Source organism: Vibrio gallaecicus, assembly GCF_024347495.1.
In the GTDB taxonomy this organism is placed as follows: domain Bacteria; phylum Pseudomonadota; class Gammaproteobacteria; order Enterobacterales; family Vibrionaceae; genus Vibrio; species Vibrio gallaecicus.
The window spans coordinates 252,049-266,368 of the sequence record NZ_AP025490.1 but is presented as its reverse complement, the minus strand read 5'-3'; the positions used below and the strand labels follow the sequence as shown (position 1 = coordinate 266,368).

General features: G+C 40.2%; 11 protein-coding genes. 2 read left to right on the top strand and 9 right to left on the bottom strand.

Going from position 1 to position 14,320, the window contains the following annotated elements; all coding sequences use genetic code 11:
• The first annotated feature begins 149 nt into the window (after positions 1–149).
• The gene (locus OCU78_RS01180; protein WP_137374061.1) at positions 150–1,487 is read left to right on the top strand and encodes an MATE family efflux transporter; all 1,338 of its coding nucleotides are present in this window, start codon (positions 150–152) and stop codon (positions 1,485–1,487) included.
• A gap of 82 nt (positions 1,488–1,569) precedes the next feature.
• Positions 1,570–2,046, top strand: coding sequence for a methylated-DNA--[protein]-cysteine S-methyltransferase (locus tag OCU78_RS01175; RefSeq protein ID WP_137374060.1), 477 nt, complete (start codon positions 1,570–1,572; stop codon positions 2,044–2,046).
• 82 nt (positions 2,047–2,128) lie between these two features.
• Here OCU78_RS01175 and gpmM read toward each other — a convergent pair whose 3' ends face one another.
• The 9 genes from gpmM to asnB form a co-directional block, all read right to left on the bottom strand.
• Positions 2,129–3,661 (bottom strand): 2,3-bisphosphoglycerate-independent phosphoglycerate mutase, encoded by a 1,533-nt coding sequence (gpmM, locus tag OCU78_RS01170; protein ID WP_137374059.1) that lies wholly within the window; start codon positions 3,659–3,661, stop codon positions 2,129–2,131.
• 243 nt (positions 3,662–3,904) lie between these two features.
• Positions 3,905–4,324, bottom strand: coding sequence for a VanZ family protein (locus OCU78_RS01165; protein ID WP_218941045.1), 420 nt, complete (start codon positions 4,322–4,324; stop codon positions 3,905–3,907).
• Positions 4,325–4,617: 293 nt separating this feature from the next.
• On the bottom strand, positions 4,618–5,628 hold the full coding sequence (gene galE / locus OCU78_RS01160) for a UDP-glucose 4-epimerase GalE (RefSeq protein WP_137374058.1): 1,011 nt from the start codon (positions 5,626–5,628) through the stop codon (positions 4,618–4,620).
• Positions 5,629–5,889: 261 nt separating this feature from the next.
• The gene (locus OCU78_RS01155; protein ID WP_137374057.1) at positions 5,890–7,818 is read right to left on the bottom strand and encodes a polysaccharide biosynthesis protein; all 1,929 of its coding nucleotides are present in this window, start codon (positions 7,816–7,818) and stop codon (positions 5,890–5,892) included.
• A gap of 312 nt (positions 7,819–8,130) precedes the next feature.
• Complete coding sequence (locus OCU78_RS01150) at positions 8,131–8,682, bottom strand: sugar transferase (protein WP_137374056.1); 552 nt, start codon at positions 8,680–8,682, stop codon at positions 8,131–8,133.
• On the bottom strand, positions 8,679–9,641 hold the full coding sequence (locus tag OCU78_RS01145; RefSeq protein ID WP_137374055.1) for a UDP-glucose 4-epimerase family protein: 963 nt from the start codon (positions 9,639–9,641) through the stop codon (positions 8,679–8,681). Before OCU78_RS01145 ends, OCU78_RS01150 begins: the two co-directional genes overlap by 4 nt.
• The gene (locus OCU78_RS01140; protein ID WP_137374054.1) at positions 9,638–10,807 is read right to left on the bottom strand and encodes a glycosyltransferase family 4 protein; all 1,170 of its coding nucleotides are present in this window, start codon (positions 10,805–10,807) and stop codon (positions 9,638–9,640) included. Before OCU78_RS01140 ends, OCU78_RS01145 begins: the two co-directional genes overlap by 4 nt.
• Positions 10,804–12,444, bottom strand: a complete 1,641-nt coding sequence (locus OCU78_RS01135; protein ID WP_137374053.1) for a heparinase II/III family protein — start codon at positions 12,442–12,444, stop codon at positions 10,804–10,806. The genes OCU78_RS01140 and OCU78_RS01135 overlap by 4 nt, the downstream gene beginning before the upstream one ends.
• 8 nt (positions 12,445–12,452) lie before the next feature.
• Positions 12,453–14,300, bottom strand: coding sequence for an asparagine synthase (glutamine-hydrolyzing) (gene asnB / locus OCU78_RS01130; protein WP_137374052.1), 1,848 nt, complete (start codon positions 14,298–14,300; stop codon positions 12,453–12,455).
• Between the last annotated feature and the right edge of the window lie 20 nt (positions 14,301–14,320).

The window sequence follows — 14,320 nt, the reverse complement described above, 5'->3', positions numbered from 1 at the left end:
ACGGAAAAAGTGTGATTAATTTAACGAAAAGGCGTGTTCACTCTCACACTCTGCTTCTAGGAGCTGAAGAGTGCTTCCTGTATCCTACGTTTTTGTTCTAGATGGTTTCGATATGTTGGGCTCACAAAGTATGCAGTTAGGTCACCAGTATGCAAGATAAGCATGGCTTACTCACCGCTCCCATACCTGAAACATTAAGAACGATGACCGTTCCGATGGTATTCGGCATGATCGCCATCTTGATGTTTAATCTTATCGATACTTTCTTTATTTCGCTGCTCGGCACACAAGCCCTGGCGGCGATCAGCTTTACCTTCCCCGTCACCTTCGCGGTAAACTGCATTACGATGGGCATTGGCGTCGGCATCTCTGCCTGTATCGGGCGCCTTTTAGGGCAAGGCAATTCCGCAAATGCTGCTCGTTTTACCACTCATGGTTTGTTATTGGCCGTCACCTTAGTCATTCTCGCATCGACTCTTGGGCTTTATAGCATTGAGCCGCTGTTTTCGTTACTAGGTGCCGAGCCCGACCTTATTCCACTCATTAAGCAATACATGCAAGTGTGGTATATCACTATCCCGTTATTGGTGATCCCAATGGCGGGAAACAGTGCTATCCGAGCCACAGGGGATACTAAAACACCCGCTAAGATCATGATGTTGGCAGGGTTCATCAATGGCATTCTCGATCCATTACTTATCTTTGGTTACGGTCCGTTTCCCGAACTTGGCATTCAAGGCGCTGCCATTGCCAGTGGATTCAGTTGGTTCGGAGCGCTTTGCGGATCTCTGTATGTACTTATCAAGCGTGAAAAATTACTGGCTTTGCCACGCTTTGATGAAATCATCAACGACTGGCGTACTATCTTAAAAATAGGCACACCTGCAGCATTATCTAATGCGATGAACCCATTAGCTGGCGCGATAATTATGATGATGCTCGCCAAACACGGTACGGAAGCGGTCGCCGCTTATGGTGCTGCGCAGCGTATTGAGTCCATTCTGATTTTGGTTCTCATGTCTTTAACCTCTGTGCTCACGCCTTTTATGGCGCAAAACTTTGGAGCGAATAACCCTAAACGTAGCTTTCAAGGCTTATTTATCAGTATGCGGTTTTCACTACTTTTCCAAGCATTGATCTTTTTGATGATGGTACCACTTAGCATTCCACTTGCAGCCCTATTTTCTCAAGAAGAAACCGTTCGAGATCTATTGTGGCATTACCTGTTGGTTGTACCTTTTAGTTATGGGTTCCAAGGCATTGTGATGATGTTAGTCAGTGGGCTGAACGCCATGCATCAGCCTTTAAAAGCTTTCCAGTGGAGCTTCATGCGGCTGTTCATTTTCACCTTACCTTTTGCTTGGTTGGGCAGTTACCTATACAGCATTGAAGGACTCTTCATTGGTATCGCGTTAGGCAATATTACCGGAGGGGTTTCTGGTTATTTATTTGCAGTTAGAGAGCGAAAAGCAGCCTTAGCTGAGTAACCTTACGCCGAGAATACGCTATTCAAAAAAGTGAAACGAGAGCACTTGCCCACTCTCACATTTAAAATATCCAAGGTAACCAATGAACACGAATACTTTTACTGCCGTTTATCAGGCACCTATTGGCACCATGGTGATTATCAGTAATGGCGATGCCATCATCGAAATTGACCATATAAACCATGAAGAACCCATTACTGAAAACCCAGACAAACTATGTGAGCAAGTTACCAAGCAGCTTGATGAGTACTTCTCAGGTTCTCGTACAGCCTTTGACTTGCCTCTCTCTTCTAAAGGCACACCATTTCAAGAAGCGGCGTGGCTTGCATTACAAACCATACCTTACGGGGAAACCATTAGTTATGGCGAGCAAGCAAAACGCATGGAAAATCCCAAAGCGGTAAGAGCGGTTGGCGGGGCAAATGGAAAGAACCCTTTTAGCATCGTAATTCCATGCCATCGTGTGATTGGTGCAAATGGCACTTTAACAGGTTATACCGGAGGCATGAGTCGCAAAGAGTGGTTATTAGACTTCGAGAAGCAAAACTCGGAGAAATAAAAAAGCCCCGCATACGAAGATACGGGGCTTTACATAATATTAAGCCATCAAAGCGACAGCATAATGAACGATTATGCGTTCATTATTTTACTAGTACATCACCAGACATTTCTGCCGGGATATCAATACCAGATAGAGATAGCATAGTTGGTGCTAAATCAGAAAGCTTACCGCCTTCTTTAAACTCAAGGTCTTTGTTACCTACGTAGATAAGCGGAACTGGAAGGTTAGTGTGAGCAGTGTGGATGCCACCTGTTTCTGGGTTAACCATCATTTCTGCATTACCGTGGTCTGCAGTGATAAGTAATTGACCGTCAACTTCTTTAATCGCAGCCACTACTTTACCAATACACTCATCTAGAGCTTCACTTGCTTTAACTGCAGCATCGTAAACACCAGTGTGACCAACCATGTCACAGTTCGGGTAGTTACACACGATAGCGTCGTATTTACCGCCTTTAATTGCAGCAACAAGCTTTTCAGTTAGCTCTGGCGCGCTCATTTCTGGCTGCAAGTCGTACGTTGCTACTTTTGGAGAAGCAACAAGCTGACGCTCTTCGCCTTCAAACTCGTCTTCTTTACCGCCGTTGAAGAAGAAAGTAACGTGCGCGTATTTTTCAGTTTCTGAAATACGTAGCTGAGTTTTACCTTCTTTAGATAGCCATTCACCGTATGTGTTCTCTAGAGAAGCCGGTGGGAATGCGCAAAGAAGTGGAATGTCTGCTGCGTATTGAGTCAGCATCACGAAATCGATCGCTGGGAATACGTTACGAGCAAAGCCGTCGAAATCAGGAACGAATGCACGTGTAATTTCACGAGCACGGTCAGCACGGTAGTTCATGAAGATAACCGCATCGCCATCAACGATAGCGGCAGACTCTTCGCCTTCCGCTTTGATTTCAGTCGCTTTCACGAATTCATCATTTTCGTCACGAGCGTAAGCCGCTTCAAGACCTGCAACAGCAGTCTCAAACGTGAACTCTGCTTTCGCTTGTGTAAGAAGGTCGTAAGACTCTTGAACACGATCCCAGTTGTTATCACGATCCATTGCGTAGTAACGACCAATTAGAGAAGCAACACGGCCTTTACCAAGCTTTGCAAATAGCGCTTGGAAGCGTGCTAGCGTGTTTTCAGCGCTGCGCGGCGGCGTATCACGACCATCTAAGAAAGCATGCAGGTAGATTTTTTCTGCGCCACGTTCCGCAGCCATTTCAACAGCAGCGTAGATATGATCTTCATGAGAGTGAACGCCACCTGGAGACATAAGCCCCATGATGTGAACCGCTTTGTCCGCTTTAACCGCTTTATCGACAGCATTAACTAGCGCTTCGGTTTGAGCGAATTCGCCGTCAGCAATCGACTTAGTGATACGAGTAAGATCTTGATACACAACACGACCTGCGCCGATGTTAGTATGACCTACTTCAGAGTTACCCATTTGACCATCAGGTAGACCTACATCTAAGCCAGAAGCTGAGATTAAAGTGTTTGGTTGGCTTGCAATAAGACCATCTAAAACTGGCGTATTTGCGTTCGCAATTGCGTTGTCTTGGTTGTCTTCACGGTAACCGTAACCGTCAAGGATCACTAGAGCCATTGGCTTCTTAGCTGACATAGGACTGACCTCGTTCAATTCAAAATAAATCGGTATAAAAACAAATTAGCGTAATTTTACTACAGTTTACAGTCAAAACTGTAGTGGAAGATCAAGAAAGGTGGCAGGTAGGATGACAAGATATGAAAAAAAGCATCATTTGATGAACAGCGAGAGGCTATTTATTCCTTCATGATAAGACGATTCTTAGCCGTTATTTTATATGATTAGCCATTCGAATAAAGCTAACCATACAAGCATTCTTTAAGCAGTAGCCCGACTTTTTTGATACATAAACGCGACTAAGTACGCCATAGTTAAACCCGTTAAGTTCGCTAGCCAATCATAAAAAGAGGCGTGACGCGTGGCTTGAGCCCCTTGTAATAGCTCAATACCACCGCTCATTGCCCAAAAGCCCACTAACGTTATGACAAAATAACTCCTTGGAAGCGCAGCAAAAGCCGTCAGCCCTAAAACAAAATACGCAAAGGCATGTTTAACTTTATCCGCGCCATCAAAGCTCATGATCGTCGCAGAATAATTAGGCGTAAGAGATAAATAAAAAATACCAGCAAGCACGCAAAGTAAAGCTAACTGACAAATAATAGAGAAAAGGCGTAGATGAAAAAGCCCAAACTTACGAGAACCTTTATTAGCAGCTATCGAAATATCATTAATTGGCATAAAGAGTCATTACTTAAAAAGGTGAGAGGTTCGGTCGTGTTTTATCTATCTAAAACCGCGGCGGATAGTGAAAGAGAAGCTTCAAACTAAAATCAGGGGAATTATACAAGGTTTAAGTGAAAGAAAAGGCATTAAGTACCGTTTTATCACACCGTAAAATTGATTCAGAATATTACAACGCTCATTACCACTCGTCCCTTTATAACTAAATTTTAATTTTCTAGTCAGGAAAAACAAAAGAGCTAGGTAATGAATACCTAGCCCTTTAAACAGACAATGCGATAAGTAATCGACTACTTATACCCTTCAGGGTTGTTCGATTGCCAGCGCCATGTATCTTCCACCATGGTTTGCAATGAACGCGTTGCTTTCCAACCCAGCACTTCTTCCGCGTAGCTTGGGTCTGCCCAGCATTCTGCTACATCTCCGGCGCGGCGCGGCATCACTTGATAAGGCACAGCGCGATTTGAAGCTTGCTCAAACGCGGCAACCATTTCAAGAACGCTATTACCCTGACCTGTACCTAGGTTAAAAATATGCAAACCCTGCTGGCTGCCCACTTTATTTAACGCAGCTAAATGGCCATCAGCCAAATCGACCACATGGATATAATCACGCACGCCCGTACCATCCGGCGTTGGGTAGTCATCTCCAAAAACGCCAAGCTTTTCACGGCGACCGACTGCAACCTGCGCCACAAACGGCAGAAGGTTATTTGGAATGCCTTGCGGATCTTCACCAAGTAAGCCCGATTCATGCGCGCCCACAGGGTTGAAATAGCGAAGCAGCGTAACGCTCCACTCTGGGTTCGCTTTATAGAAGTCCGTTAAACATTCTTCAACCATCAACTTACTGCGACCATATGGATTGGTTGCTGATGTTGGGAAATTTTCACGAATAGGCACGGAAGCCGGATCGCCATAAACCGTCGCTGACGAACTAAAGATGATGCTCTTTACGCCCGCTTTATCCATCTCATTGACAAGGTTTAAAGTGCCCGACACGTTGTTATCGTAATACATCAATGGCTTTTCAACCGATTCGCCCACGGCTTTGAGACCCGCAAAGTGGATCACTCCGTCAATGTCATGCTCAGAAAAAATGGTTTGTAAAATCGCAGGATCTCGAATGTCACCTTGGTAAAAAACAGGCGTAATGCCAGCCACTTGATTCACGCGCTCTAACACCATTAACTTACTGTTGTAGAGATTATCTAAAATGATGGGCGTGATACCCGCTTCAATCATTTGAATGCAAGTATGGCTGCCAATATAACCGGTACCGCCGGTTACTAAAATTTTCATTCTACTTCCCCATATTCTTAGTAAATAACTACGAATACTTAGAATATAGTTGTGAAATTAATTATTTACACTTGTATCGGGATAACTTTATTTATCAACAATAGGTTAAGCAAGCTTACACCCTAAAATAGGGTCGCTTGATTACAAAAATTGTCACATGCATTCTTCTTTTATTTCGAGAGATTTCCTACTGAGCCAACCTTATCCAAACCCATAAAAAAGAGCCTAGCAATTAAATTACTAGGCTCTTTCCAATATCAATCAGTTTTCAATGGTTTGTTTTTCTATTTGCTCGGCATTCCAAACCAGATCCCCAATTCCATCAGTTGGCTTAAAACCTGTCGGGGCATCGAGCAAAAGCTGACGAATCGTTTCATGTTCTAAATTGTGGCAAGCAAAGTCCAATGATTCCAGAAGCGCGTCATACTCGCTAATCGGTAAGAACACTTCTTGCGCTGTCATGATTCGTTCATGGGCTGTTCGCTCTACATTATCGCCAATCAGTAACTCTTCATAGAGCTTCTCTCCAGGGCGTAAGCCTGAAAATTGAATATCAATGTCTCCATGAGGATTTTCATCATTCTTAACGGAAAGTCCTGAAAGCTTAATCAGGTTCTCTGCAAGGTCAGTAATTTTTACAGATTCACCCATATCAAGCACGAATACATCACCACCTTTTCCCATCGCACCAGCTTGAATAACCAATTGTGCTGCTTCAGGAATTGTCATGAAGAAACGCGTAATATCAGGGTGGGTTACTGTAAGCGGACCGCCAGCTTTAATCTGCTTCTTAAATAACGGGATCACAGAGCCAGAAGAGCCAAGTACATTACCAAATCGAACCATACAAAAACGGGTACCGTTACTTTTTTGGTTCTCTTGCTCCGCTAATGCCTGTAAACCTAATTCCGCCATACGCTTGGTTGTACCCATCACGTTCGTCGGGCGCACGGCTTTATCAGTCGAAATAAGAACAAAAGACTCAACCCCAGCTTCAATAGCTGCTTTCGCCGTGTAGTAAGTGCCATACACATTGTTACGTACGCCTTCAACAACATTGTACTCAACAAGAGGGACATGTTTATAAGCCGCAGCGTGATAAACCGTTTGGACACCAAAGGACTTCATTGACGTCAGCAAACGATGCGAACGCTGCACTGAACCTAGTAGTGGCACAATTTCAACATCGTAACCATTATCTTCTTTCATTAAACAAAGTTCACGATCAATTTGGTATAAACCAAATTCAGACACCTCAAATAACACCAACGCTTTAGGTTGTTGTTTTAGGATTTGACGACACAACTCTGAACCAATCGAACCGCCAGCCCCTGTCACCATGACCACTTTATTTTTAATATTGGCCTCCATCAACACTTGCTGGGGTGCAACCGCATCACGACCTAATAAATCTTCAATGGGTACATCAGTAAGCTCATCAATCTTAGATTTGCCTGACACTATATCTACCATATCGGGGACAGTTTGGATCTCAACAGGTAATGGTGCTAATAAATCCAACACTTGTTTACGGCGTGCTCGAGATGCGCCTGGTATAGCGAGTAAGATTTTTGAAACGTCATGTTTTTCAATCAAACTCCCTACTTTACTCAAATCAATAACAGGCAAGCCTAAAATTATTGTATTTGTTAGTGTTTCATCTTTATCAATAAACGCTCTAATACGGTAATTTTCAGAAGCACGGAGTGCAACTGCTAGTTGTCGACCACCAGAACCCGCACCATATATCAACACTTCCTTACGAGTATCTTTTGACGTTGTCGCCACAAGGTTACGAACCACGAGACGAGACCCACCACACAACAGTGCTAAGTAAGCACCATAAATGATAGGTACTGTACGAGGGATCGGCTCTTGTAAGTAATAGGCAAATAGCGCTAAAGCCACCGACGATAATATTGCACCAGCCGTCACTACAAACAGAGCTTGAAATGTTAAGTATCTTAGAACTGCGCGGTAGAGCCCTATCTTAGTAAAGATAAGTACAGTTGATATGACGGTTAAGCCAATTAACAATAAATTGTCATTATCACTTAAAAACTTCACATCCCCCACCCTTGTCCACAAAGCAATATGCAGAGCAAACAGGATAAGTAAAGTGTCGATAGCCACACTGATAACCCGCTTATGTAAGCGAGAGAGTTGCCAGATAAAATTTAGACGTTGCATAAAGTTATTCTTATTTATTGGTATATTGTGAGTTACATGAAGAACATAAATGGGAATATAGTAAAGTGACGTTCATTCTCGAGCAAAGTAAATAAATCATAGATGCGGCTTACTCTATCTTCAATTTATGATGAATAAACACACTAACTCTCCCAAGATTGAATCCACCAGTAATATTGATAGTTTATTTCAAAAAGAAGATTTTTGACAATTAATCATCTCACGCCTAAAACACTCAAACCAATGGAAATTAAATGTAACAACGACAAATCCCAAAATCCTCTCTAATAGTGTCCACTATTACTATTAGAGCTACTTTTTCACAGCATCGCCCGAACCGCTGCCTGTAGCCGTCATTAAAATATACTTAAAGTAATCTTTTAGACTCAACGAATCTATCATCTGCTTATCGACTTTAGCCAATAGCTCCGGCGTAGACATATCAATGTTTTGAACTTGAGCTAACCCTGTCACCCCAGGTAAGACATCATACACACCAAGAGCATCACGCTCTTTAATCAACTCTTCTTGATTAAATAAGTTAGGGCGTGGACCAACTAAGCTCATTTCACCTTTAACTACATTAATTAATTGCGGCAATTCATCAATTTTAGTCTTACGCAGAAAGTTACCTAGCTTAGTAATTGAAGCGTTACTAGCTAAGTGACTAGCTACTGACTTTGTTTCAATACCCATTGTTCGGAACTTAATAAGTTTAAATGGTTTCTTATTGCGACCTACACGTTCTTGAACAAAGATTGGAGCCCCTGTGTCAAAAAAGCCGACGATTATTACAATCATTAAAATAGGCCATAAAAACAACAGACCCAAAAAAGCTGCGAAGAAATCAATTAAGCGGATCATATATCACTACCATTTTTCTGAGATTTTTGAAAAGAGTTCGCAGTTTCCTTAAAACCTACGTTTAATGTTTGTGGCGGAGTCCAATCCAAAGTATTCTTTGTGTGTGTAATATCAACTTGTAAAGAACCAGTTAGCCTATCAACTATCAATGCCTTATTAAATAGCTTACCAGCTAAGCTATAACACCAAATTGGAATAGGAAGCTGCCAATTAGACTTACCTAGGGCATTAGCCATCTGATAAACCATCTGAGTTGTAGATACATCATGACCATCAGAAACCAAAAAAACCTGACCGACTGCTTTTGGGTGGTCAATACATACCTTAATAAGATCGACTAAGTTGTAAACAGATACTAAGCTCCGCTTGTTCTCATTGATTAAACCAAATGGTAATGGAACACCCTTATCAACTAATCCCATTAAAGAGGCAAAATTCCCTTTTACACCTTTACCATAAACTAGAGGTGGGCGTATTATCACCACTTCCATTCCGGTTTCATCACCCAATGCTAATAATTGCTTTTCTGCTTCTGCCTTAGAGATCCCATATGGGTCTTCTGGGTTTGGCTTATCCGTTGCATTAAAAGCTGGCTTATCTGTTGTGCTTTCTCCATTTACTTTTATTGAACTCACAAATACAAAGCGCTTTACACCTGATTCTACCGCTTGCCTCGCAAGATTAAGCGTTCCCGCGGTGTTCACTAATCTAAACTCTTCTAGCGGGTTTTCTGTCGTATCACTCATAACATGTACTCGTGCAGCGATGTGCACAACGACATCAACATCCTGTAATACCGATGAATAATTAGAGTTAGGCTCAATACTTGCTTTTAAATACCTACGACATTTTGGAGGTGTAGTACGTCCAAGTAAATTAACATTTTCCAATGAGCCTAGTGCATTTAGTAAGTGACCACCTACAAACCCTGAATAACCAGTAATTAAAGTCCTATTCATGATTTACGCCCTAACGCAACAATTGAGTTACTCATCACCTTCATTATGTTCGCTCTGGTGTATTTTCCAATGAAAGCGCTCCTATCTGTGTGCATAAGCTCTAATTTATTCAATGCTGCAATTGCCCCTTTATGATCTCCAGGATAAAAAACTTCTGCATTAGGAACTTCCGACACTATAAACTCGGCCGCATATCCAGAAACCCCAGCTAAGATTGGCTTACCAGTTGCTGCATATTCAAATATCTTGGAAGGAAGCACTTTCTCAAATGCGGGGTAATCATTCAAATGTAAAAAGAGAATATCAGCACCTAAGTACTCTTCGATTAACTCTTGCCTGTTTACTGGTGGTAACAGTTCTAAGTTTGTTAGCTCAGATATACTGTCTATCAATTGCTGTTTTCGACCGCCATCTCCAATAACACGAATTTGAATGCCTTTATTTACTGAACGCGCAAATTCAGGGATAATAGTATGTAACCCTTGCCCTTCACCAATATTACCAGCGTAAACAAGACGCTTTAAATTCTCTTGAGATGCGGCTTCATTGTTGGCTGGAGGTAAATTCAAAAACTCACTGTCAATACCATTTGTAAACCAAGAATAATTAATCTTTGAGTAGCGATTTTTAAAATACCCGGCAAAGCCTTTTGATACGAGGTTAATATGTTTTGCCGAAGAAAAAGTGTATTTCTCAATTGCCGAAAGTATTGGCTTTAGAACCAAGACAGTCTTAGGAGGCAACACATCTTTGATGGTATCAACAAATATATCTCGTATATCTAAATACAGTGGAACCTTCTTGCTTTTCGCAACTCGAGCTCCCAGAAACGCAGTAAACAATCTAGAACTCGTAGCAAAAACTACATCATAATCCTCTCTTTTCACCAGTTTTTGTGCCTGTTGATAAAAAGATTTGAAAGATTTAATCTGGTCTAGCATCCCACCTTCATGTAACGGAAGATCAATACGCCGTATCCTTATGTTATCGTAAACTTCTTCCCTTTCTGCACCTTCATTAAAACTGGCATATCGATTGGGCATTGTTGTAACAACATCAATCTCAACACCTTTTTGCTGCTTTAATTGCTCAACCAAAGCGGTCGTTCGGAACGAACCAGCACACAGGTCTGGTTTAAAGTAAAATGATAAAACCAGTATTCTCACGAGTCCCTCTTAATTTTTTTGATTTCTGTTCTTAGGTGGCCACTAGTAAACACTATTTCTATTTTCTTATTTGCAATAGTTTTACCAAATTCAGGGTGCCAAGAGCAATCTTTAATCACTATGGGCTCAGTGCTAACAAAAACACAAAGTAATTCGTTATCATGCATTATTTTAAGTTCACTATCTGAAAGTTTAATGACATCCATATCTGGATGAAGATGTAGGTGAAAACAAGCAGGAACCTCTTTTGACAACGCATCATTGATAACCATATTATCGGGCGCACAATCTAAGGCTCTAGTATGCGTAACTCTTGGACTTTGCTGCATATAGCCGTTATGACTTGCTACAAGCTGCACTTGCTGCCCTTCAGTGCTGACTTTATCTAGTCGTGCATAAGCACGCTTTGCAACTCTGAACCCCGACCAAACCTGTGATGAATCCATCCCGGCAACTGAAACCGTATTATGAGCCGCAGTTTGTCGCTGTCTAACACGTTCAGCGCTGGTGCCATATAACGAAGTACCTGAGTTAACAAAAACTCGCTGCTTGCCAATCGACAACTCGAAACTCAAGGAATCAGCATGCGCATGGCCGGGAAGATAGTCAGGTCCTATCTTTGCGTGATCAAAGAAGAGTGTATATTCATTAGTTTTCACTCTACTATAACCGCTCTCTTTATTAGTAACCAAAAGCTCAGAACTAGCATCAACCTTTAAGCCCAGTTCTTCTCCATATTGAAAAATCAACTTTGGGTCGGCACCAATACCGAATGATCCATCATTAAAAAAGGAGATATCACCATCTGGATGAATCATAGAGACAAGCCAAGTCAATGCCTTTTTAGCAACTAGAGTCCACTTAGGAAGGCGTAACTTTAGCTCTAGAGCATCACTAGTTTTTGCTAAATTAATTAGATCGAGTAGATCCCAAAGAAGAATTTGATGATACATCGGCGAAAGCTCGAAATGAGCACCATCGAATAAAAATTGCTCATCAATTTCTTTATCTAAGATATTAAGACCCATATTAAGATAGCTCCTAGAATCACCAGATAACAAAAAGCTGCCTACAAAGGTAAGAGCCTTGCCGTTGGCAAATAAATGATTTCCTAAAATATGATACTCTAGCTGTTGGGTTAATGCATCGGCTTGCTGCCAAATACTATTTAATATAACACCATCTATATGTTTTTTCTTACTTAACCATTTTACCCAGTTTACAAGCCTCAAAGATAATGGGTAAGGTTCCCAACCATTACCTGCACATGGTGGATTCTCATTAATCCACCTAAGAATAATTGAGCTATGTATCTTTTCCCTTTCTTCACAATTATAAGAACTAAGATCATCAAAATAATGTAAGTTATACAGCCACAACTTGGATTTATTTTCATCATTCCAGATGTTTTTTGAAGATAAGCTAGAGCCCACCGAGAGAAAGTTCACACTAAAATCAGAAAAAACGCTTTGCTGATTAGGTTGAGGTGATTCAAAAACCCACAAATCCCGTGATATTTCATGAGAATAATAACTTTTAACCTCTGGTTTATATAACTTATAATATAACCGATACCAAATCTGGCCAAACTTAAGATGTTTAACTGTATTCCAAAAAAAAATAATTTTATTTAACACTTAGCAAGCTACCCTTTTATTACATTTTCATGCCAAAATCTGAAGTATAAAACTTGCCAAATCTTGTAGGAGTTATTATTTTCCCCGTTAAAATGCTCATCGATGAGACTATTGACAAAATTTAAGTTTATTACGTTATCAAGATAAGACAGTTCCTGCCTAATTCTTTCCTTTCCTATATTTTTGATTAAAGTGTCAATAGGAGGATTAAATCCAGTTTTTGGTCGATCGATCATATCTTTGGGAATATATTTACTAAGAAGTGTTTTCAACGGTAACTTTGAACCTTGAGAATTAATTAGATTTTTCGAAGATTCATTTAAACCATGAGCCACCAAAGATTCATCTAATAAAGGTACTCGAAGCTCTATACTTGCAAGCATACTTGCTTTATCAGATACAGTTAAATTATGAGAAAGAAATCCAAATCTATCCATATATTGGGCAAGTTTAACTTTATTGGATTTATTTCCTTCAAACTTACTAACCATAGAGTTCATTTCCTTCGAATAATAATCAAAGTATTTCTCTTCATGGCTACCAAATATTGCCTTAAGCTCTTCTCTACTAAAGTAGCCAAGTAATCTGGAATAAGCGACACCCCAACTTTCTTCAGATACATAAGAAACTAACCTTGCGAACTTCTTATCCAAACTTTTCGGAAAAACTTTAAACTTCAGCAGTACTCTTAGAATCGGAGATAACATGTTTAACATAGTATGATATCTTAAGACATGATATCTGGGATAACCTGCGAAGGCTTCGTCCCCTCCCATTCCACTTAACATCACTTTATAGCCACTATTTTTTGCAGCAAGCGACAACTGAAAAGTAGACCAGAATGTATAGTCAGAAATAGGCTCTTCAGTCTGTTCAGCAACAAATTTAACTTGATTTATCAATTGATCAACGTCTGCATCCGAATCACAAAATTTGTGTACAATCATTGTCTTTTTTAGATGTTCTGCAATTTTTCTTGAATATACTCTATCTATATCTGAAGATGGATCGGATGAATATTCTGCAAAAAACAAATCTACATCATTCGATACTCCTGCTAGGATGCTGGAGTCTGCACCACCACTAAAAAACATACCTAAAGGAACATCAGCAACAACTTGATTATTCACTGCTCTGTAAAGTTTTTCTTCAAAGCTATAATTTGAATTATAATTAGATAATGGTTTAAGCTTAGACTCCTCTTTCTCATTAGTTAATAAATTTATTGTGAGTATAGAGCCAGGCTTAATCTTCTTTATATTTTTAAAACCTGTATTTGGCTCATAAATAAAGCCTGTATTAAAGAAGGAATAAATATCATTACAATCAATATCAAAAGCATTATCTATATATGGTTTTAAGCCTTTTATTTCAGAGCTAACAAAAAAACCATCCTCATTTTCTGAATAATAAATCGGTTTGATCCCAATTGAATCCCGAGCAATATGTATCGATGATGTTTCTTTGTTAAAAATAATAACACTAAACATGCCTTCAAGCATTGAGAATGCTTCTATTCCATGCTGCTTATACAAATTTAAAATAACTTCAGTATCAGAAGAACCAGAAAATTTGCATCCGTTAAATTCAAGTGATTCTCTCAATTTCCTATGATTATAAATCTCGCCATTAAAAACTATCGACAAGCCCGATGTATCATGCATTGGTTGACTACCAAATTCAGATAAATCAATAATGCTTAATCTATTATGACCAAGTCCAACAAATACATCATCGAGTTTTGTTTCATATAGTCCAGTATCATCTGGGCCACGATGCTGAGTCAATAACAAACTTTTTCTTATTTCTTTTGTAAATGCCTTAACATTACTATAGTAAAAACTTATTCCACACATAATTAATTCTATATTCTACG

Coding starts and splice junctions, on each gene's coding strand:
- OCU78_RS01175 (WP_137374060.1), top strand. CDS start 1,570: ATGAACACGAATACTTTTACTGCCGTTTATCAGGCACCTATTGGCACC.
- gpmM (WP_137374059.1), bottom strand. CDS start 3,661: ATGTCAGCTAAGAAGCCAATGGCTCTAGTGATCCTTGACGGTTACGGT.
- galE (WP_137374058.1), bottom strand. CDS start 5,628: ATGAAAATTTTAGTAACCGGCGGTACCGGTTATATTGGCAGCCATACT.
- OCU78_RS01145 (WP_137374055.1), bottom strand. CDS start 9,641: ATGAATAGGACTTTAATTACTGGTTATTCAGGGTTTGTAGGTGGTCAC.
- OCU78_RS01155 (WP_137374057.1), bottom strand. CDS start 7,818: ATGCAACGTCTAAATTTTATCTGGCAACTCTCTCGCTTACATAAGCGG.
- asnB (WP_137374052.1), bottom strand. CDS start 14,300: ATGTGTGGAATAAGTTTTTACTATAGTAATGTTAAGGCATTTACAAAA.
- OCU78_RS01165 (WP_218941045.1), bottom strand. CDS start 4,324: ATGCCAATTAATGATATTTCGATAGCTGCTAATAAAGGTTCTCGTAAG.
- OCU78_RS01150 (WP_137374056.1), bottom strand. CDS start 8,682: ATGATCCGCTTAATTGATTTCTTCGCAGCTTTTTTGGGTCTGTTGTTT.
- OCU78_RS01180 (WP_137374061.1), top strand. CDS start 150: ATGCAAGATAAGCATGGCTTACTCACCGCTCCCATACCTGAAACATTA.